The 21591-nt window shown below is 41.9% G+C and carries 22 protein-coding genes; 19 read left to right on the forward strand and 3 right to left on the reverse strand.

Annotated elements, in window-relative coordinates; all coding sequences use genetic code 11:
• Positions 1-47 precede the first annotated feature (47 nt).
• Both pyc and C9414_RS10705 read left to right on the forward strand, forming a co-directional pair.
• Positions 48-3494 (forward strand): pyruvate carboxylase, encoded by a 3447-nt coding sequence (gene pyc, locus C9414_RS10700; RefSeq protein WP_107163605.1) that lies wholly within the window; start codon positions 48-50, stop codon positions 3492-3494.
• 99 nt (positions 3495-3593) lie between these two features.
• Positions 3594-5030, forward strand: a complete 1437-nt coding sequence (locus C9414_RS10705) for a cryptochrome/photolyase family protein (RefSeq protein WP_258182621.1) — start codon at positions 3594-3596, stop codon at positions 5028-5030.
• Positions 5031-5068: 38 nt separating this feature from the next.
• Here C9414_RS10705 and C9414_RS10710 read toward each other — a convergent pair whose 3' ends face one another.
• Positions 5069-5992: a COX15/CtaA family protein gene (locus C9414_RS10710; RefSeq protein ID WP_041084950.1), complete on the reverse strand. Its 924-nt coding sequence runs from the start codon at positions 5990-5992 to the stop codon at positions 5069-5071.
• A gap of 393 nt (positions 5993-6385) precedes the next feature.
• Here C9414_RS10710 and cyoE point away from each other — a divergent pair, with 393 nt between their 5' ends.
• From cyoE to ctaG, 6 genes are all read left to right on the forward strand, one after another.
• Entirely contained in the window at positions 6386-7303 is a 918-nt protein-coding gene (cyoE, locus tag C9414_RS10715) for a heme o synthase (RefSeq protein WP_047201764.1), read from the forward strand.
• 278 nt (positions 7304-7581) lie between these two features.
• On the forward strand, positions 7582-8649 hold the full coding sequence (gene coxB / locus C9414_RS10720) for a cytochrome c oxidase subunit II (protein ID WP_107163606.1): 1068 nt from the start codon (positions 7582-7584) through the stop codon (positions 8647-8649).
• A 175-nt stretch (positions 8650-8824) separates the two neighbouring features.
• Entirely contained in the window at positions 8825-10696 is a 1872-nt protein-coding gene (ctaD, locus tag C9414_RS10725) for a cytochrome c oxidase subunit I (protein WP_034281664.1), read from the forward strand.
• Positions 10696-11316 (forward strand): cytochrome c oxidase subunit III, encoded by a 621-nt coding sequence (gene ctaE, locus C9414_RS10730; RefSeq protein ID WP_024424780.1) that lies wholly within the window; start codon positions 10696-10698, stop codon positions 11314-11316. Before ctaD ends, ctaE begins: the two co-directional genes overlap by 1 nt.
• 2 nt (positions 11317-11318) lie before the next feature.
• Positions 11319-11648, forward strand: coding sequence for a cytochrome c oxidase subunit IVB (ctaF, locus tag C9414_RS10735; protein ID WP_024426910.1), 330 nt, complete (start codon positions 11319-11321; stop codon positions 11646-11648).
• A gap of 30 nt (positions 11649-11678) precedes the next feature.
• Positions 11679-12557: a cytochrome c oxidase assembly factor CtaG gene (ctaG, locus tag C9414_RS10740; protein WP_107163607.1), complete on the forward strand. Its 879-nt coding sequence runs from the start codon at positions 11679-11681 to the stop codon at positions 12555-12557.
• A gap of 60 nt (positions 12558-12617) precedes the next feature.
• On the opposite strand, the gene C9414_RS10745 is transcribed toward ctaG, so the two are convergent.
• Complete coding sequence (locus C9414_RS10745) at positions 12618-12983, reverse strand: YugN family protein (RefSeq protein ID WP_107163608.1); 366 nt, start codon at positions 12981-12983, stop codon at positions 12618-12620.
• A 161-nt stretch (positions 12984-13144) separates the two neighbouring features.
• Between C9414_RS10745 and C9414_RS10750 the strand changes: the two genes are divergently transcribed.
• The 9 genes from C9414_RS10750 (at position 13145) to coaD (ending at position 18203) form a co-directional block, all read left to right on the forward strand.
• Positions 13145-13567, forward strand: coding sequence for a CBS domain-containing protein (locus tag C9414_RS10750; protein ID WP_034663862.1), 423 nt, complete (start codon positions 13145-13147; stop codon positions 13565-13567).
• Positions 13568-13689: 122 nt separating this feature from the next.
• Complete coding sequence (locus C9414_RS10755; protein WP_047201767.1) at positions 13690-14733, forward strand: CAP domain-containing protein; 1044 nt, start codon at positions 13690-13692, stop codon at positions 14731-14733.
• A gap of 112 nt (positions 14734-14845) precedes the next feature.
• A complete protein-coding gene (locus tag C9414_RS10760; protein ID WP_047201768.1) occupies positions 14846-15259 on the forward strand; it encodes a YlbD family protein in 414 nt (137 codons plus the stop codon).
• A gap of 19 nt (positions 15260-15278) precedes the next feature.
• Positions 15279-15527: a YlbE-like family protein gene (locus tag C9414_RS10765; RefSeq protein WP_039178297.1), complete on the forward strand. Its 249-nt coding sequence runs from the start codon at positions 15279-15281 to the stop codon at positions 15525-15527.
• A 72-nt stretch (positions 15528-15599) separates the two neighbouring features.
• Positions 15600-16007 carry a hypothetical protein gene (locus C9414_RS10770; RefSeq protein ID WP_024426915.1) on the forward strand — a complete coding sequence of 136 codons (408 nt, stop codon included), beginning with the start codon at positions 15600-15602 and terminating at the stop codon, positions 16005-16007.
• 56 nt (positions 16008-16063) lie between these two features.
• Positions 16064-16513, forward strand: coding sequence for a regulatory iron-sulfur-containing complex subunit RicF (gene ricF, locus C9414_RS10775; RefSeq protein ID WP_007499807.1), 450 nt, complete (start codon positions 16064-16066; stop codon positions 16511-16513).
• A 65-nt stretch (positions 16514-16578) separates the two neighbouring features.
• Positions 16579-16851 (forward strand): YlbG family protein, encoded by a 273-nt coding sequence (locus C9414_RS10780; protein WP_003212137.1) that lies wholly within the window; start codon positions 16579-16581, stop codon positions 16849-16851.
• Positions 16852-17161: 310 nt separating this feature from the next.
• Positions 17162-17719 (forward strand): 16S rRNA (guanine(966)-N(2))-methyltransferase RsmD, encoded by a 558-nt coding sequence (gene rsmD, locus C9414_RS10785; protein ID WP_047201769.1) that lies wholly within the window; start codon positions 17162-17164, stop codon positions 17717-17719.
• Between the two features lies 1 nt (position 17720).
• A complete protein-coding gene (gene coaD / locus C9414_RS10790; protein WP_024426917.1) occupies positions 17721-18203 on the forward strand; it encodes a pantetheine-phosphate adenylyltransferase in 483 nt (160 codons plus the stop codon).
• Positions 18204-18216: 13 nt separating this feature from the next.
• On the opposite strand, the gene ylbJ is transcribed toward coaD, so the two are convergent.
• Positions 18217-19425 carry a sporulation integral membrane protein YlbJ gene (ylbJ, locus tag C9414_RS10795; protein WP_047201770.1) on the reverse strand — a complete coding sequence of 403 codons (1209 nt, stop codon included), beginning with the start codon at positions 19423-19425 and terminating at the stop codon, positions 18217-18219.
• A 146-nt stretch (positions 19426-19571) separates the two neighbouring features.
• Here ylbJ and C9414_RS10800 point away from each other — a divergent pair, with 146 nt between their 5' ends.
• Positions 19572-20351, forward strand: coding sequence for a patatin-like phospholipase family protein (locus C9414_RS10800; protein ID WP_107163609.1), 780 nt, complete (start codon positions 19572-19574; stop codon positions 20349-20351).
• Between the two features lie 4 nt (positions 20352-20355).
• Entirely contained in the window at positions 20356-21384 is a 1029-nt protein-coding gene (locus tag C9414_RS10805) for a SepM family pheromone-processing serine protease (RefSeq protein WP_039178313.1), read from the forward strand.
• Positions 21385-21591 lie beyond the last annotated feature (207 nt).

The following is a 21591-nucleotide window of genomic DNA, read 5'->3' on the forward strand; positions in this document are numbered from 1 at the left end:
TTATTATAGAGTACATATAAAATTTTAAGGGATATGGAGGAGTGAGAATGTCACAGAGAACAATTCAAAAGGTTCTAGTTGCAAACAGAGGGGAAATCGCTATCAGAGTCTTCAGGGCCTGTACGGAGCTCAACTTACGTACAGTGGCCATTTATTCCAAAGAAGACTCTGGCTCTTATCATCGCTATAAAGCAGATGAAGCATATCTAGTTGGAGAAGGAAAGAAACCGATTGATGCCTACCTTGATATCGAGGGGATCATCGAAATTGCAAAACGAAATGACGTGGATGCGATTCATCCAGGCTACGGATTTTTATCCGAAAACATTCATTTTGCAAGACGATGCGAAGAGGAAGGCATTCAATTTATCGGTCCAACTTCTCAGCATTTAGATATGTTTGGAGATAAAGTAAAGGCTAGAGAAGAAGCGAAAAAAGCTGGTATTCCAGTCATTCCAGGAAGTGACGGACCAGTTGATTCGGTCGAAGAAGTCGAAAAATTCGGTGAAGAATACGGTTACCCTTTTATTATTAAAGCTTCACTAGGCGGCGGCGGCCGGGGTATGCGGATTGTCAGATCAAAAGAAGAGCTGAAGGAAGCCTATGACCGTGCGAAGTCAGAGGCAAAAGCTGCTTTTGGAAATGACGAAGTATACGTTGAAAAGCTGATTGAGAATCCAAAACATATTGAAGTGCAGGTGATTGGTGACAATCACGGCAATATCATTCATTTATATGAGCGTGACTGCTCTGTTCAAAGGCGGCATCAAAAGGTCATTGAAGTGGCGCCAAGTGTGTCTCTAACAGATCAATTGCGTGAAGACATTTGCGAAGCAGCTGTCAAGCTGGCCCAGAATGTATCGTACATTAATGCTGGGACTGTAGAATTCCTTGTTGCAAATGGAGAGTTTTACTTTATTGAAGTTAATCCAAGGGTGCAGGTAGAACACACGATCACAGAAATGATCACAGGTGTCGATATCGTCCAAACCCAAATTCTTGTTGCAAAGGGGCATAACCTTCACAGCAAAGAAGTTGGTATTCCAAAGCAGGAAGATATCTTTACGCACGGCTTTGCCATTCAATCAAGGGTCACAACAGAAGATCCTCTCAATGACTTTATGCCAGACACAGGAAAAATTATGGCCTACCGTTCAGGTGGGGGATTTGGTGTACGTCTTGATACAGGGAACAGTTTCCAAGGTGCGGTCATTACACCTTATTACGATTCACTATTGGTCAAGCTGTCCACATGGGCGCTCACATTTGATCAAGCGGCTGCTAAAATGGTCCGAAATTTACAAGAATTCAGGATTCGCGGGATTAAAACAAACATCCCATTTCTTGAAAACGTAGCTAAGCATAAGAAGTTCTTAAAAGGAGAATACGATACATCGTTTATCGACTCAACGCCAGAGCTATTTAATTTTCCTAAGCAAAAAGACCGCGGAACGAAGATGTTAACTTATATTGGTGACGTTACCATTAATGGGTTCCCTGGTATTGCTGAGAAAAAGAAGCCTCATTTTGACAAGCCAGACGTACCGAAGCTTCCTCTCAATCAAGAGATCCCGTCTGGGACAAAACAATTGTTAGATACGCATGGACCTGAAGGACTTGCCAACTGGGTGAAAGAACAAAATAACGTCCTTTTAACTGATACAACCTTTAGAGATGCGCATCAGTCTCTGCTTGCGACACGCTTCAGAACTCATGATTTAAAGAAAGTTGCCCAGCCAACAGCAGGTTTATGGCCAGAGCTGTTTAGTATGGAAATGTGGGGCGGGGCTACATTTGATGTCGCGTACCGTTTCTTAAAAGAAGATCCGTGGGAACGATTGAAAGAGCTTCGTCAAGAAGTGCCAAACACACTGTTCCAAATGCTATTAAGATCATCAAACGCTGTCGGATATACAAACTATCCGGATAATGTGATCAAAGCATTTGTAAAAGAATCTGCCGAGGCAGGCATTGACGTGTTCCGTATTTTCGATAGCTTAAACTGGGTCAAAGGCATGACACTTGCCATTGATTCTGTTAGGGAATCAGGCAAAGTGGCAGAGGCGGCCATTTGTTATACGGGGGACATCCTTGATCCGTCTCGTCCAAAATATGATCTTGGGTACTATGTGTCTCTTGCGAAGGAGCTTGAATCTGCCGGCGCACATATTTTAGGTATTAAAGATATGGCGGGGTTATTAAAACCGCAGGCAGCCTATGAACTAGTCTCTGCTTTAAAAGATGAGCTTACAATCCCTATCCATCTTCATACGCATGACACGAGTGGAAATGGACTGTTCACCTATGCAAGAGCGATTGATGCGGGTGTTGATATTGTGGATGTTGCCGTCAGCTCTATGGCAGGACTCACATCGCAGCCAAGTGCAAGCTCACTTTATTATGCTTTAGATGGACATGAAAGAAAGCCAGACATGAACGTCCAATCTGTCGAACGCCTTTCTCAATACTGGGATTCTGTCAGAAAATACTATCATGAATTCGAAAGCGGCATGAATTCGCCTCATACAGAAATTTATGAGCATGAAATGCCTGGCGGTCAATATAGTAACTTGCAGCAGCAGGCGAAAGGTGTCGGGCTTGGCGAACGCTGGAATGAAGTAAAGGAAATGTACAGACGTGTGAATGACATGTTTGGTGATATTGTAAAGGTAACACCATCCTCTAAAGTAGTTGGAGATATGGCACTTTATATGGTGCAAAATGATCTAACAGAAGAAGATGTCTATGAAAAAGGAGCAACACTAGACTTCCCGGATTCTGTTGTGGAATTATTTAAAGGCTATTTAGGCCAGCCGCATGGCGGATTCCCAGAAAAACTACAAAAGCTGATTTTAAAAGGGGAAGAGCCTCTTACTGTCAGACCTGGTGAGAAGCTGAAGCCAGTGGACTTTGAAGACATTAAGAAGCAGTTCAAAGAATCTCATGACCTGACATTAACAGAGAAAGACGCAATTGCGTATGCCTTATATCCGAAAGTCTTTTCTGAATTTGTCCAAACAGCAGAAAGCTACGGTGACATCTCTGTTCTTGATACACCAACGTTCTTCTACGGGATGAGACTTGGAGAAGAGATTGAGGTAGAAATCGAAAAAGGAAAAACCCTTATTGTCAAACTCGTATCAATTGGCGAACCGAATCCAGATGCCACAAGAGTTCTTTACTTTGAGTTAAATGGCCAGCCGCGTGAAGTGGTGATTAAAGATGAAAGCATCAAATCCTCCGTTCAAGAAAAAATGAAGGCGGACCGCTCGAATCCAAATCACATCGCCGCGTCGATGCCAGGCACTGTCATTAAAGTACTCGTGGAAAAAGGGCAAAAAATTTCACAAGGCGAGCATTTGATGATCAATGAAGCCATGAAAATGGAAACGACTGTACAAGCCCCATTTTCTGCGGTCGTAGATGAAATACATGTGACGAATGGAGAACCGATTCAAACAGGTGATCTGCTCATTGTATTAAAGCCTGAATAAGAAGTGAGACACATCCACCGTGATGTGTCTTTTTTTGAGCGCATTAAAATGTGCAGCAGCAAGTGAGAGTGATTACACTATAGAGTGAGGTGAAGAAGGTTGGACAAAATTGTTGTGATTTGGTTTCGCCGGGATATGCGATTAGATGATCATATCGCCTTATCAAAAGCGATCACATATGCAAAAAAACACGAGTACAAATTATTTGCTCTTTATCATCTAGATCCATTTTTTACTGAAATGGACCTCGATTTAAACAACGAACATTTTTTTCAAAACGTGGCGCATTTCGTCAAGGAAGCAAGAGAATCTCAAATGTATGTTCACCTTCTCTATGGAGATGTCTTGCGTGCCTTTCAGCAAGTTATCGATGTGTATGACATCAAAGCTGTCTTTTTTAATGAAGATCAAGTGGGAATCGGACAAAGGCGTGACCATCACGTAACCGATTTTTTAGAAAAGATGGGCATTCATGTGTCAAAATGGCAAGATACACACCTTCACGGGGCGCATGATATTTTAAAAGCGGATGGCACTCATTATCAAGTGTTTACTCCATACTATCAATCATGGCGAAAGCAAGAGAAGCAGCCTGTGATAAAAGTTGACAAATCATTTCTCAGCAGCGCTCATACGATTTGTGATGAGTCACTTTCGCATGAAGGGAATGACAAACTACGCAGCATGATCAAGAAATTCTCAAGGAAATTTGATCAAATCGGCTCACACAAAGCGATGAACACGCTGCATGACTTTATCCAAAAAAGACTAACGCGTTATCATGGGAAACGGGATATTCCATCTGTTTTTGGAACGAGCAAGCTGTCTCGTTTCTTAAAAACAGGTGCTATTTCGATTCGAACGATCTTTCATGCGGTTCATGAGGAAGTGCTGTTTGAAGACGAGGGCAGAGAAACCTTTATCAAAGAGCTGGCATGGCGAGATTTTTACCATATGATTTATGCTCATTATCCAGAGATGAAAGAAAAAGAAATCAATTCGGCGTTTCAAGGAATGAAATGGAATGAAGATGAGACGCTGTTTAACGCATGGTGTAAAGGTGAGACAGGCTTTCCCCTCGTTGATGCAGGGATGCGGCAGTTAAATGAGGAAGGCTGGATGCATAACCGTTTAAGAATGGTCACCGCCTCATTTTTAACAAAGGACTATTTGATTGATTGGAGAAAGGGAGAAGCGTATTTTGCAAAAAAGCTTGTGGATTATGATGAGGCTTCGAATATCGGAGGATTTCAGTGGGCAGCTTCTGTTGGGACAGACGCCGTTCCATACTTCCGTATTTTTAACCCAACGACTCAGTCAAAGAGATTTGATCCGAGCGGGGAATATATTAGAAGATATGTACCAGAGCTTAAGCATGTCGATGAAAAATGGATTCATGAACCAAGTAAAATGCCGATCGATGAACAACTAAAATCGAGCTGTGTACTAGGGGATACATACCCGTTGCCAACAGTTGATCACGGGGAAAGACGCAAAAAAGCCATCTCGCTATTCGAAGAAGCAAAACAACAATAAAAAAATCCCCCTCTCGGCATGATAGGGGGATACAAATCTTATTTAAAGGGTTCTTTGCTTTCATATTTAAACCGGGCAATAAGTAAGCAGAAGTAGCATAGTACCCCAAACAAACAAGAAATAAAGAATGAATGAGCCAACGCGTAACCAAGTGCAAGCTGAGAATAAACAGACATCACACCTGAAATGGCTTGAAGTGTAATCAGAATGGCTGAGATGATCCATCCATAATACAGCTGCTTCTGTTCTTTATAATGTTTCATGGCATGGAACATAGCAACAAATATCCAGACGAATAAAAGAAGCGCTGCTGCTCGGTGAGACATTTGAACCCACTGATTAAAATAAGTTGGAAGCGCACCGTCTTTTGAACAAAACGGGAAGACAGAGCAAGCAAGGCTTGACTTTGTATGTCTCACATAAGCACCCGTATAGACAACGATATACGTATACGTGATCAACCCATAAATATGGAACTGCATCTTTTTGCCGATATGAAGCGGCTTCACAAGCTTTGTTTCAGATCTGGTTGCTTCAAAGACAAGAAGGGCAAGCAGTAATACTGAAGCAAATGAAATGAGTGAAATACCGAAGTGCAGTGCCATCACAAGTGCGTTAGAACCAAATACAACGGCAAGAGCTCCTAACAGCGCTTGAAGCATTAAGAATATAATGGACATGATGACCAAAAATTTGGTTTCACGGAATACTGGACTAATTTTTTTCCAGCATAAGACCGCTAGTGCCAGAACAAGAATGGTGGAAACCCCTGTTGACATGCGGTGACTCCATTCGATGATGGAAGCGGGGTTCATTTCAGGAAAGAAACGACCGTGGCAAAGGGGCCACTGTCTACCGCAGCCAAGACCCGAACCGGTTTTCGTAACAAGCGCACCGCCAATCAGTACGATCAGCATCACAAACGTTGTGATCACGCTCAATAGCCTTAAAGCAAATTTCATCAAATTATTTCACCTTCTCTAAAAAACTTCTGATGTAAATGAAAACCTCACATGCTCTCAAGTTTAAGCCAAATGCGTGTTCTGTTGCAATTCATAATGACCAAAGTTCACAAAAAAATGATATGTTAGTTCACAAAGTTTACAGATTTAGAGTGCTTGATCTTTCTTTGACAGTCTGATAGAAATAGAGGAGAGAATATTTCATTTTGCACCGCCTTCTGAAACACACATATATCCTAATAAATTCACGAAAAGTTCACAAATAACTTCAAGTTTGTCGTTTATTATTTAATAGGATGTTTTTTTACAGCTGTTTATCTTGTATGATAGAGTTGTAATGATTTTACGTGTCATTCGTTCGTTTGAAGGTTTGGGCAAGGGAGGTTATACACATTGGCAAATTCCAAAACAGCCGCGGAAGCAGCTATTCATGGACAAATAGAAGAAACAACAGCATGGAAAGATTTTCTTGCTCTGATTAAAATGGGCATCGTCAATTCCAATTTCATTACGACATTTACTGGAATGTGGCTTGCTTTTTATTTTACAGGTATGAGTTTTCTTGGAAATCTTGATATTGTGCTGTTAACAATGATTGGTTCTTCTCTTATTATTGCCGGTTCATGCGCGATTAATAATGCGTTTGACCGTGATATTGATATATTAATGGAAAGAACAAAAACAAGACCGACGGTTACAGGTAAAATTCAGCCGGGGCAAGCGTATGCATTTGGTATTCTGCTTGTTGTATTAGGACTCATTATGCTTCTGATGACAACCGTTACATCAGCAGTGATTGGATTTATTGGGGTCTTTACTTATGCGGTTCTTTACACTATGTGGTCTAAACGCCATTACACCATCAATACAGTCATCGGAAGTGTATCTGGCGCGGTTCCGCCATTAATCGGCTGGACAGCTGTCACAGGTACAATCGACACAACGGCTTGGGTTTTGTTTATGATTATGTTCATTTGGCAAATCCCGCACTTCCTATCACTTGCGATTAAGAAAACAGAAGATTACCGTAAGGCGGGCATTCCAATGCTGCCAGTTGTTTACGGCTTTGAAGTCACAAAACGCCAAATCATCATTTGGACAGCATGTCTTCTTCCACTTCCATTTTTCTTAGGTGGATTAGGATGGCCGATTGTTGCACTTGGTACACTGCTTAATATTGGATGGCTTGTTATTGGCCTTATGGGCTTTAAAATGAAAGACGTCATGAAGTGGTCAACGCTCATGTTCGTTTATTCATTAAACTACTTAACCATCTTTTTCGTAGCGATGATTATTATTACACTATTCTAGAGTGAAATACACTTTGATCACATCAAAACAATGGCTATATCTTATAACACAACATTTTCTAACAACTATGAAAGCCGCCTGATATTCAGTTCTATTTAGGCGGCTTTCTGTTTATACATAGATGGTATTTTGAGTAAAAACATCATTTTTTTATGAAAAGAGGAAATGTAAGTGCTTTATAAGAGGCGGGGGTTATAGATGGGTGAGAAGTGATTTTATAAATAAGAGGTAAAAAGCGAAAGGCAAAGGAGATCAAGCAAAAGGGGTTGGGACAAATTATGATAAGAAAATGGCGTGTTTATTCACTGTTTCTCTTACTGACGCTCGTTTTGGCGGGCTGTGGTGAACCATACTTATCAACACTCAAGCCAGTTGGGGAAGTAGCAGATAAACAGTTTTTCCTAACGGTACTGAGTACACTTATTATGGTTCTTGTCGTCATTGTTGTATCGATCATTTTCTTTTACGTCATTATTAAATTCAAACGTTCTAAAGTGGGAGAAGATACGATTCCAAAGCAGGTGGAAGGGAACCGCAACTTGGAAATCACATGGACAGCGATTCCGATTCTTCTACTTATTATTCTCGTTGTACCTGTTGTGGCATACACGCTTGAACTAGGGGATACAAGCGCTATGGATAAGAAAAAACGAGATCCTGAAAAGACACTTGTTGTGAATGTAAGGGCCAGCTTATATTGGTGGGAATTTGAATACCCTGATTATGGGATTGTCACAAGTCAGGAATTGATCGTACCAACAGATCAAAAGGTGTACTTTAAGCTAAAAGCATCCGATGTCAAACACTCATTCTGGGTTCCATCGGCTGGCGGTAAAATTGATACAAACACAGATAATGAGAACAAATTTTATTTAATCTTTGACTCGAAACGAACGAAAGATGCAGGGGAATATTTCTACGGGAAATGTGCGGAGCTTTGCGGACCGTCACATGCTTTAATGGACTTTAAAGTTAAAACGCTTTCTCAAGATGAGTTCTTAGGATGGACGAAAAAAATGGCTGATTACAAGAAGCCTGAATCCACAAAAGATCTCGCTTTAGAGGGTGAAAAGCTATTTAAAGAGAAGAACTGCTTAAGCTGTCACGCAGTAGAGCCTGGTGACGAACGGCCGGAAGCAGCAAGGACAGCACCAAACCTTGCGACCTTCGGAGAGCGGACGAAAGTAGCTGGAATCAAAGACATGAACAAAGAAAATGTGAAAGCATGGCTGAAAGATCCAGAAAGCTTTAAACCAGGTAATAAGATGACAGGAACGTACCCTAAATTAAATGACTCAGAAGCAGATGCACTTTACGAGTATTTAAAAGGTCTTAAAATCGAGTAACAATTAGAGCAGATATGCAAGAGGGTATGTGATCGATGTGAAGTTTTTGTTAAGAGCTCCCGAATATGTCTCTACAACCGAGAAGTCGTCATCTGTCAGACATAGTCTGTTTAAAGGATCGTTAAGAAAGACATCTATATGAAAAGGGGCAAATGGGAGATAAGAGGGGGATTTCATGGTGAGTACAATAGCTAAAAAGCGGGGGTTTGGCGCTGTCTTATGGGATTACTTGACAACGGTTGACCACAAAAAAATTGCCATATTATATTTAGTGGCAGGGGGATTTTTCTTTTTGGTTGGCGGAATCGAAGCGATGTTTATCCGTATTCAGCTAGCTATCCCTGAAAGTGATTTTGTCAGTGCAGGGGTTTACAATGAAATCATGACGATGCATGGAACGACAATGATTTTCCTTGCAGCTATGCCGCTGTTATTTGCATTAATGAATGCGGTTGTACCAATTCAAATTGGTGCACGTGACGTAGCATTTCCGTTTGTGAATTCACTTGGTTTTTGGTTATTCTTTTTCGGAGGAATTTTCTTAAACCTTGGATGGTTTATGGGCGGAGCACCTGATGCAGGCTGGACTGCATACGCTTCGCTCACGCTGAATTCAGAAGGGCATGGAATGGATTTCTATATTTTAGGTTTGCAGATAGCGGGTATTGGTACGCTGATTGCCGGGATTAACTTTCTTGCAACGATTATTAATATGAGAGCGCCTGGGATGACGTATATGAGAATGCCGCTCTTTACTTGGACGACATTTGTCGCCTCCGCACTTATTTTATTCGCATTCCCGCCGCTGACAGCAGGGCTTGCGATGCTGATGCTTGATAGAATGTTTGACACGAGCTTTTTCAATCCAGAACTAGGAGGAAATACAATCATCTGGGAGCATTTGTTCTGGATTTTCGGACACCCAGAAGTATATATCTTGATCCTGCCGGCATTCGGAATCTTCTCTGAGATCATTCCAGTGTTTGCAAGAAAAAGACTGTTTGGCTACTCGTCCATGGTGTTCGCTACTGTATTGATTGGTTTCCTTGGATTCATGGTGTGGGCGCATCACATGTTCACAACAGGGCTTGGACCTATCGCCAATGCAATCTTTGCCGTAGCGACCATGGCAATTGCGGTGCCAACAGGAATTAAAGTATTCAACTGGCTGCTCACGATATGGGGCGGTAATGTGAAGTTTACAACGCCGATGCTTTATTCTGTTGCCTTTATTCCGTCGTTCTTACTTGGCGGGGTAACTGGGGTTATGCTTGCGGCAGCTGCAGCGGATTATCAGTTCCATGATACGTATTTTGTTGTGGCGCATTTCCATTACGTCATTATCGGCGGGGTTGTATTCGGTATTTTAGCAGGTGTGCATTACTGGTGGCCGAAGATGTTTGGAAAGATACTGAATGAGAAACTTGGAAAAATTGGCTTTGTGCTGTTTTTCATCGGTTTCCATTTAACTTTCTTTATCCAGCATTTTCTCGGTCTTTGGGGCATGCCGCGCCGAGTATTTACATTCCTGCCAGGTCAGGGTCTTGAGCTTGGGAACTTGATCAGTACGATTGGTGCGCTGTTTATGTTTGTAGCTGTTGTGATCATGCTGATTAACATCATCTGGACAACAGCAAAAGGGGAGCGTGTATCGAGCGATCCTTGGGGAGATGGAAGAACACTTGAATGGGCAGTGTCTTCGCCTCCGCCAGAATACAACTTTAAACAGCTTCCGCTTGTGAGAGGACTAGATCCATTATGGATTGAAAAAATGGATGGTAAAAAAGGAATGACAGCATCTGAACCGCTCGATGATATTCACATGCCGAATAACTCCATTTTGCCTGTCATTATCTCATTCGGTCTATTTGTGTCAGCGTTTGGTTTCATGTATCGCCAAGAGCACAGCTGGGGGCTTCCAGTGATCTTCATTGGTCTTGGCATTACGTTTGCGACCATGCTGGTTAGGTCTCTGAAAGATGATCATGGATACCATATTCACAAAGAAGATTTGACCGACGACGATGATAAAGGGGTGAAAGCATAATGGAACCACAAAAAATGACGGCGGAAACCTTTCCGGCATCTCCTGAGAAAGCCACGTTAGAAGGGAAGAATAAGTTTGTCGGGTTCTGGCTGTTTCTTGGAGGAGAAACCGTTCTGTTTGCATCGCTTTTCGCCACGTATTTGGCGCTGAAAAACTCAAATGCAGGCGGAGCAAAAACAACTGATATGTTTGACCTCACACTTGTCTTTATTGCCACAATGCTTCTATTAACGAGCAGTTTAACGAGTGTGTATGCCATGTATCATATGAAAAACTTTGCCTTTAAAAAGATGCAGCTTTGGCTTGGTATCACGGTCCTTTTAGGTGCTGGATTTTTAGGGGTTGAGATTTATGAGTTTTATCACTACGTGCATGCGTATGAATTTACGATTACCAGCTCAGCTCTTGGTTCTTCCTTCTATACACTTGTAGGAACTCACGGAGCTCACGTCGCCTTCGGACTTTGCTGGATTACCGCTCTCATGATTCGAAATATGAGACGCGGACTCGATTTATACAATGCTCCGAAATATTATGTGGCAAGTCTCTATTGGCACTTCATTGATGTTGTGTGGGTCTTCATCTTTACCGTTGTATATTTAATGGGAATGGTGGGATAAGAATGGGAAATAAAAACACAAATCAGTCCAAAGTCGACCTTGTATATCGTAAAAAGAAAAATGCCGAAGAAATGAAGCATCAGCTCATTTCTTTCGGCTTGATGATTGGATTAACATTTGTTGCGTTTTTAACGATCGCCTCAGAAGACGTTGGAAATTGGTTCGCAGTACCATTTATTTTACTGCTTGCAGGCATTCAGGTAGCTTTTCAGCTTTATTATTTTATGCACATGAACCAAAAAGGGCATGAAACACCCGCCTTGTTTCTATACTCAGGTGTGTTTGTTGCGTTTATTACCGTATTAGCCTTTTTGACCATTATATGGTGGTAAACCCGCTTTGCCCTTGAAGGAGGCGCAGCAATGGAGAACTTAGAAATATTCGGATTTCGGGCATTATGGAGCCCTTATTATTTGACTTGTATTGTGATAGCAGCTGCTCTTTATCTGCTTCTTGTGACAAAGGGGAAGCATCGTGCGACGATGAGAGAGAAAACGTTATTTCTGACTGGGCTTGTTCTGTTATATGCTGTGAAAGGGAGCCCAATTGATTTAATGGGGCATATTATGTTTAGTGCACATATGGCGCAAATGGCGGTGCTCTATTTAGTCATCCCGCCTCTCCTTATTACAGGATTGCCTGCAGCCATTTGGGAGCGGATCATTCAAACACCAGGTATTCAAGCCATTTTCCGTTTGTTTTCCAAACCTTTAATTGCACTGCTTGGGTTTAACGGCTTGTTTTCGCTGTATCACATTCCACTTGTGTTTGATTTTGTAAAAACAGATCCGTTTTACCATGCATTGATGACAGTTGTTATTTTTATCGCTGCCTTTTTCATGTGGTGGCCGCTTGTCCATAAAGTTCAAAGTCTGCCGCAGATCACAGGCATTTTGAAGCTTGGATATATCATGGCAGACGGGATATTGATGACTCCGGCCTGTGCACTCATCATGTTTAGTGAGGCACCGATCTATGCAACCTATTCTGATGCAGGTGCATGGATACAAGCACTGCATTTATGTGTGCCAAGTGATATGCTTGCAGGCCTTGCTCTCACTGGCCCTGATATGTTCCACACCTTGCCGCTGCTAGAGGATCAGCAGCTAGGTGCCATTTTGATGAAAATTATTCAAGAAATTGTGTACGGCTCTATTCTTGCTGTTGTCTTCTTTGACTGGGCAAGAAAAGAAAGAGCAAAAGATGCCGTACCAGATGCGCTTATTCCGAAATATGAATAAAAAAGCACAGCCGACTGGCTGTGCTTTCTTTCATGGCTAAAAGATCATTTTAGCCTTGTTTTATGCTTCAGCCGTCATGGATTCTAGTTTTTCCTTCAGCTGTGCAAGTGTTTTTTTGCTTGATTGGATGAGAGACTTAGGGAATTCTTCGCCTTCGCCATATTCAACGCCATGTGGATAATAGTGTTTTCCAAGTAATGGTGTTAGAAGCTGGATGTGTGCCTTTTTGGAACCGACATCTCCTTCAGTGGCGTAGCCGGAAATTCGTAAATAAAAGGTTCCCTCTACCATGCTGTATTTTCTGTCGTACGTCACACGCTCATAATCCCATTGATCAGCTCGTACAAATCCTTCACTTTCCATAATGAAATCTAATTTATTTAAGTCAGCTGATACCTCTTCAATCCCCGTACCTTCAAACTTCACCCAAAACCCCTCCTTATAAAATTTCCCTTTACTGACAATCATAGTATGAAAGCGTTAAACTTTCAACTGTGAAAGGTATGTTCTTTTATAAGCTGGTTACAGTAATAAAGAAAATAACGGATGGAGGAATCAACGTGAAAACGAAAAAAATCAAAGATATTATGACAAAAAAAGTAGTGACATGTCAGCAAGATGACAATACGTATGAAGCAGCAGTCAAAATGAGAGATGCTGACATCGGTGCCATTCCAGTAGTTGACGGAGATCAGCTCGTTGGAATAGTGACAGACCGTGACCTTGTGCTTAGAGGCATTGCAGAAAAAAAGCCAAATTCACAGGAAGTGGGCTCGCTGATGACAAAGGAAGTACTAACAGCTGAAGAAGATGCAACGCTTGAAGAAATTGTCCGGCTCATGTCAGAGCATCAGCTCCGCCGCATTCCCGTTGTGAAAAACGGCGCATTAACAGGAATTGTCGCTCTTGGAGATTTATCTGTCGAAGATTTATCAAATGATCGCGCGGGAGATGCACTGACAGAAATCTCTCAACAGGATCAAGATCATGGACAAGGATTTCTTCATTAAGAAGGGCATATTTTAAATTCGTGTTAAATAGGCTGTATTGTCGTTGATAAATGGAGCAAGTTTTGTTTAAATGACAGTAGAAGGTACTTTTTGTACCTTGCCAATTTAACGGAGGTGTTTATTTGAAAACTGTGCTCAAAACACTCCTCATCCTCCTGATTATATCTGGAACGTACGTTCTGTTTATTCAATATGGATCTTCACCAGAAAAAGAAAACAGCAATGAACCGAAGGTGTCTAATGAAGAAACATCTAGCGATAAGCCGATCAACATCCCAAAGAAGGGGCTCATGTCCTTTATGGGGAAATCTTCAAACGAAGTGCTTAAACAGCTGGGAGAACCAGATCGCATTGATCCTTCCGCATATGATTATGACTGGTGGATTTACAACCAATCGAAGAAGCACTATATTCAAGTAGGGGTAAAGGATAGTAAAGTGGTGACCTTGTTTGCAACAGGAGACGGACTGAATGTAGAACCATTTAAAATCGGTCAAGCCACGAGTGAAGTATTTAAGAAAACACAAATTGCACCTTACATTCATGTAGAGGATGAACAAAATTCATACCGCTTTGAATTCTCAGAAGATGATATGAATACAAGACCCACTGTGAAAGTGGGAGATGATGTGTATGTTCAGCTTTACATGGATAAGTTTGAAAGCACCCTATCAAGTATCAGGGCCTTCAACGCAGATACATTTGTGAAACAAAAGCCGTATGAGGTCGTCTACCGAGGTCAATTGGTAGAACCTGAGCCGATATCGGGCGAAAAGTGGAAAGATATCGAAACATCCAGTCAAAAACAAATTTTTGATATGACCAATATTATCCGCCATAAGTACAACCTGCCGATCTTAAAGTGGGATGATGAAACCTCTGAAGTGGCCTTTATGCATAGTGAGGACATGAAAGAGAATCATTATTTCTCCCATGAATCTAAAAAATACGGTACGCTGAAAGACCGGTTAGAAAGAGGCGAGGTGGGCTTTCAGCTCGCAGGTGAAAACATTGCCTATAACTATGTCGATGGACCTGCAGCGGTAGAGGGCTGGCTCAATAGTGAAGGTCACAGGAAGGCGTTATTAAATAAAGATTACACGCATCTTGGCGTAGGGGTGAAAGAAAAATATTACACTCAGAATTTCATCAAGAAAACATCTTAAACGAAAGCAGCTGCATAAGTCGCAGCTGTTTTTTTGATGTTTAAAAAGAGGCTCACCAAAATAGATGCCGGTGTATATAGTATAGTAGGCATTTGTATGGGGGGGTGAGGATATGACAAATAAGCAAAAACAAACATCCATTGATGAATTTAAACAATTCGTCAGACGCCATCCGAAGTTAATTCAAGAAGTGCAAACGCAAGAAAAAAGCTGGCAAAGTGTATACGAGAATTGGGTCATGTTTGGTGAGGAAGATGAGATGTGGTCACCTTACCGGCAATCGAAATCTGAAGACGCTAAAGAAGAAAAAGCCTCTAAGCCAAGTGAAGTAGGAAAAGCAGATTTTATGTCTAAAATGGTTTCTGCTGTGAAAAAAATGGACGCTGATCAAATGAATGAACAGATTAACAAAATGAGCCAGTCTATTTCCTCTTTACAAAGCTTACTCGGCCAATTTTCATCCAATGGTTCAAAGAAAGGTTCATCTGGAGGCAGTCAGCACCCATTCTCCTTCAGGAAAGATTAAGTGAAAGGGGATGCTTCTGGTGCGAAAAGAAGTACAGGAATTTGTCATGGCCGAAGAGGATCGAATCAAATTCATAAGGCAGCGTCCTCTCTGGTACAGACAGCTGACGCGACATCCTGAAAATCTATCGTCCTTTGAATTAGATAAAATGAACTTTTACGAAAAAACCATTCCTCATCGTGTAAGTCAGTTGAGCAATAGCGTCCAAATGGCTGAAATGATGATTCAAATGTTCCAAGCAATGCGCAATCAAAATGGAGCCGGTTGAGGCTTTTTTGAGTTGATTAAGATGTCTATTTCCTGAGCATCCTATAAAAGTAGATGAAAGGAGAATCAGATGATGAAATGGATGCTGTCAATAGGCGCATTGCTTTTTCTTGTTACCGGGTGTCAAAGTCAACATGGAGAAGAGCAAGTGATCAAGCAAGACCCAGCAGTACCAGTCATGCAGCAAGCCCAAAGCGAAATGAAGCAGCAAGGCTTTTTGAAATACAAAGTGCAGGGATCGTCGGTCTATATAGAAAGTACACTTCAAGATTTTCATCTTCAGCCAGAGCGTCTAAAAAAGAACGAAAAGGCAGGATATTTCACAGTGTATGTAGACGGGAAACGTGCAGGGAATGAGTATACTGCGGCATTTGTGGTCAAGCACCTTTCAAAAGGAAAGCATAAAATGACTGTTGTGCTGAATTCTCGTCATCCAGAATATAAACAGAAAAGAGAAACATGGGATGTATTTGTCACGTAAAGCATTTTCTGATCCATAGGTTTCGTGGTAAACTATGAATTGGAGGTGCAACATTTATGTATGCGACAATCGAATCTGTGGAGCTCCAAGAGGAAGCAAATCAATTGGCTGCTATGATTCTTCAGTCGGAGGAGGCTGAACATTACCGCAACTGCTTTAAGCGTCTCCAGCAAGACGAAGAAGCCCAACAAATTATTGCCCATTTTACAAAAGTAAAAGAGCAATATGAGGATGTGCAGCGGTTCGGCAAATACCATCCGGACTATAGAACGATCTCAAAGGAAATGCGTGAGGTCAAAAGAAAGCTAGATCTTCACGATACAGTGGTTGATTTCAAAAAAGCAGAAACAGCGATTCAATCCATCTTAGATGAGATTAGTATTGAAATCGGTCAAGCTGTATCAGCATATATTAAAGTTCCAACAGGGAACCCATATTTTGATGGTCTATCATCATGCGGCGGTGGCTGTGGATCAGGTGGCAGCTGCGGCTGTAAAGTATCTTGACGAGACTTGAATGTCTCGTCTTTTACATAATGAATGAAAAGAATTGAAAAGCGGCAGGTGAAAAGATGGAAACCAAACGTCAAGGGATGGTCGTCTGGCTGCATTCGTTAAAGCAGTCAAAAGCGCTAAGAAAATTCGGGAATGTTCACTATATTTCAAGGAAAATGAAATATGCGGTGATCTATTGTGATATGAATGATCTTGAGCGCCATATGGCTAAGCTCAGCTCGTTACCATTTGTGAAACGTGTTGAGCCTTCATATAAACCTTTTATTAAATTAGAGTACGAATCCAAATTGGACAAAGCAAAAGAGTATGATTATAAGGTGGGCTTTTAAAGACACAAAAAAATCCCCGCGGCATCACCCGCGGGGTCCTTCTATTCTTAATGATTCATTAAGGAGAAGGCAAAGGGAGAGGAGAAACCGGAGGAAGAACTTATGGGGAAACGTAAGTCTTCTCCGCGGTTGGCAACAGCACCACATCAGATGCTGTTATAAGTAGTATGACCCCGGATTTCTTGATCTATACATAGAAAATGAATGAAAATCCGCGCATTGTTCCTTGAGGAGTGATGTGGTAAGATAATGTTGAATTTTTTGTCATAAACAATGACCAATAGAAGCAAGCAGAAAAAGTGGTGGAAAAATGAGAGTCATCTCTGGAACGAGAAAAGGCCGCACACTTAAAGCGGTACCAGGTCAATCAACAAGACCGACGACAGATAAAGTAAAAGAATCGATATTTAATATGATCGGCCCGTATTTCGATGGCGGATGGGCCCTTGATTTATTTGCAGGAAGCGGTGGTTTAGGAATTGAAGCGCTTTCTAGAGGATTCGATCATTGCATATTTGTTGATCGAGATATGAAGGCGATTCAGACGATTAAAGGCAATCTGAATCAATTGTCGCTAATGGATCAAAGTGAAGTGTTTCGAAATGAAGCAAAGCGTGCACTCGCAGCTATTGTGAAACGAGAGGAATCCTTTCAAGCCATCTTCCTTGATCCGCCGTATAAAGATCAACAGCTAAAAGCACTTCTTGAAATGATTGACGAGCACGCCTTGTTAACAGATGACGGCGTGATCGTATGTGAGCACGACAAAGATGTGAAGCTGCCAGAAGAAGCAGGACAACTTCACATCACAAGACAGGAACTGTACGGATTGACTGGTATTACGATCTATAGAAAGCGGGGAAATTAATATGGGGAACATAGCCGTTTGTCCGGGCAGCTTCGATCCAGTCACATTGGGGCATTTGGATATCATCAAAAGAGGTGCAAAGATTTTTGATGAAGTGTATGTATGTGTATTAAATAATTCATCTAAAAAACCGTTATTTACTGTTGAAGAACGGTGTGAGCTTATTCGCCAAGCGACGAAGGAGCTGCCAAATATCAAAGTTGAATCCTTTCACGGCCTACTCGTTGATTATGCGAAACAAAAAGAAGCCAAAGTTATTTTACGCGGACTAAGGGCTGTGACGGACTTTGAATATGAGATGCAAGGCACCTCAATGAACAAAGTGTTAGACGATGAAATTGAAACGTTTTTTATGATGACCAACAATCAATATTCCTTCTTAAGCTCCAGCATTGTCAAAGAAGTAGCGAAATATCATGGGGCAGTCAAAGATCTTGTACCAAAAGAGGTAGAAGCAGCGCTGAAGGAAAAATTTAATGGATGAGTGCACCCAGCACTCATCCATTTTTTAATTTCCGATAGTAGAGCGCGATATACACAATCAAGCTGCAAAGTGTGATCAAAGGACCAGCTGTCACAAGCTGATTCCAAAGCACGCTGCTGAACATGACGACCTGCTGGCCTGCATCAAAGGCACCCGCTGGGAGAGCGATGTCTGATCGAGAGACATAAAGAGGCTTGAATAATAAAAAGGCAAAAACAGCTGCATAAATCCCGTGAAGCAAACGGGCGAAGAAAAATGGTTTAAAGCGGATATCGGTTGCCGCTAGAATGCCGGCGACTTGGGCTTGAACAGAAAACCCGCTGAATCCTAAAATAAAGCTGACGACAATGGTTTTAGCGAGAAGGGTGACTTCCTGTGACCCTGTCATCTGGCTTCCTAATGTGATTTCAAATAAACCAGCAATCATGGCAAGGTCTAATTCTGGCGGAAGGTGCATCGTTTGCAGCATATATCTGAGCCCTATGGATAAAAGGTCTGTCACATGGACAACTGACAGCATTTTGCTAAACACAGAAAATAAGATAATAAAGCCGCCGATCATAAAGAGTGTTTGGACTGATGACATGACTGCATCACTTAAAATTTGGCCGAGCGGTCTTTTCTCTGCGAGTCTTGCTGTATGAAGAGCATGAAATGCCTCTTTAAACGGCGGGAATAAAAATTTCTTACGGCTTCTTAGATGCGCATCATGCCGCGCTTTATATCCCCGCATCGTCACACCAACAGCAAGGTTCCCTAAATAATGTGCGCTTGCTAATACAATGCCTAAAGCTGGGTGATGAAAAAAACCAACAGCCACCGCACCGAAAATAAACAATGGATTCGATGAATTTGTAAAGGAAACGAGACGCTCTGCTTCGATTCGCGTCAGCTGTCTTTCCTGCCTCAATCTTGTCGTTAATTTCGCACCTGAAGGAAACCCTGAAGCCATTCCCATTGCTAGGACAAATCCGCCTACACCCGGCACCCGGAAGATGGGACGCATAAATGGCTCTAATAATACACCGACAAATCTGACAATCCCAAAACTAATTAATAGCTCGGACAAAATAAAAAAAGGAAGCAATGATGGAAACACAACCTCCCACCACATTGCAAGTCCATTTTTCGACGCTTGTAAAGAGGCTTGTGGGTGTGTAATCACAGTGGCTGTTAAAAAAATAAAAAAAGCAGCGATGAACAGAGTGTTCCATTTTTTCATGGAGATTTCGCCCCTTGCCGTTATGATCTATTGGCGAGCTCGTGATGAAACTAGCCGAGCCTGTCTTCTATTACTATACGAGCAGTAGGGGCATGTTTAGACCTATAGATTCGTATATATGCATAGAAAGAGGAGGGTGGATTTTCATGAAGCGACCGATCATCGGGCTTGCATTAGGCTCCGGGGGTGCGAGGGGAATGGCGCATATCGGGGTTTTGTCTAGTCTTGAGAAAGAAGGGATACAGGTAGATATGATCGCAGGAAGCAGTATTGGCGCACTTGTTGGGAGCTTTTATGCGGCAGGACAAGACGTAGAAAAAATGAAAAAACTTGCACTTGTCTTCAGAAGAAAGTATTATGCTGACTATACACTGCCAAAAATCGGTCTTTTAAAAGGAAATCGAATTTTGCAGTTGATTCACACGTTTACATATGGGAAAACATTCGAAGAATTAAGAATGCCTCTTGCGGTGGTCGCCTGTGACCTCGAAACAGGGGAGAAGGTTGTGTTTAAAGAAGGGTCTGTCTCACAAGCAGTCAGAGCAAGCATCAGCATTCCAGGTGTGTTTGTTCCTCACGAAATGGGCGGCAGACAGCTGGTGGATGGAGCGGTTGTTGACCGCATTCCTGTGTCTGTGTTAAAAGAAATGGGCGCAGACCTTATCATCGCCTCTGATGTATCAAGGGTGAAAAAAACAGAAAAGGCGACGAGATTATCGGATGTGATTATGCAAAGTTTGGACATCCTTCAAAATGAATTGGTCCGTCATCAAACCATTCATGCAGATCTCATGATTCGGCCGAGGCTTGAAACATTTAGCTCTAGTTCGTTCACACAGGTTCAGGAGATGATTGAAGCTGGGGAGCTCGCCGCAGACCAATTAACAGGTAAACTGAAAGATGTCATTGATAAATGGGAGTGTTAATCGAATGAAAAAATTGAATATTCGCTGGCTCAGCTTTTTTGTCGTTGTTCTTGTCTTATTTGGCTTAACTTTTGTCAAACTGCCGTATTACGTAACAAAGCCGGGTGATGCAACAGAAATTGCCCCACACATTCAAGTGGACGGTGGATACGGTGAGAAGGGCAGCTTCTCTCTTATGACGATTAAAGTAGGTCCAGCAAATCCGTATACGTATTTGCTTGCGAAAATGAATAAATATGACGAGATCGTCCCAGAAGAAAATATTAAAGCGGACGGAGAGTCGGATGAAGATTATATGAAAAGACAGCTTCAGCTGATGAAAAGCTCTCAAGAGAATGCCATGATTGCAGCGTATACAAAAGCAGGCAAAAAAGTAGATTATACGTTTAATGGGGTATATGCGAGCTACGTCATGAAAGGCATGCCTGCTTACGGTAAAATTGAAGTGGGCGACCGGATTAAAAGCGTTGATGGCAAGACGTATGATTCTGCTGATAAAATGGTTTCGTATATCAGCCGTCAAAAAGCTGGTACATCTGTCCGTTTTGTCCTCGAACGAAACGGCAAGGATATCACGCAGCAAGTGAAGTTAAAACCTTTTAAAGAAGAGCCGAATCGAGTTGGGATTGGCGTATCATTATTTACAGATCGAAATGTGAAAGTCTCGCCTTCCATTAAGGTCGATATTGAAAATATCGGCGGCCCGTCGGCAGGTTTAATGATGTCACTTGAAATTTATAACCAGCTGACAAAAGAAGACGAAACACATGGCTATGCGATTGCAGGAACTGGAACGATTGACGCTGATGGTACGGTCGGGCCAATTGGCGGAATTGATCAAAAGGTCGTTGCAGCAGATAAAGCAGGAAAAGATATCTTCTTTGCACCAAACGATAAAGGTGATCCAAATTCAGACTACAAAAATGCAGTGAAAACAGCGAAAGATATTAAAAGTGATATGAAAATCGTTCCTGTAGACACAATGCAGGACGCACTGAACTATTTAAACAAGTTAAAAGAGAAAGCATCTTAAGTGAAAAAAGAGCAGCCCTTATCAAGGCTGCTCTCAGCGTGTAGACAAACCCTCGCATTCGGTGTCAGGTCTCTGCGCCGGTACTCACGAATGTCAAATTCGCTCCGTTCCGGTGCTCGCCCTTCCTAGACTTCAAAGGTTTTCTATCACGCTGAAAAGAAGACAAAGGACTAAAATAAAGATCATTTTAGCCTTTTGTCAACAATC

The sequence above is a fragment of the Bacillus sp. Nf3 genome, from assembly GCF_003028545.1.
Lineage (GTDB): Bacteria > Bacillota > Bacilli > Bacillales > Bacillaceae > Bacillus > Bacillus safensis.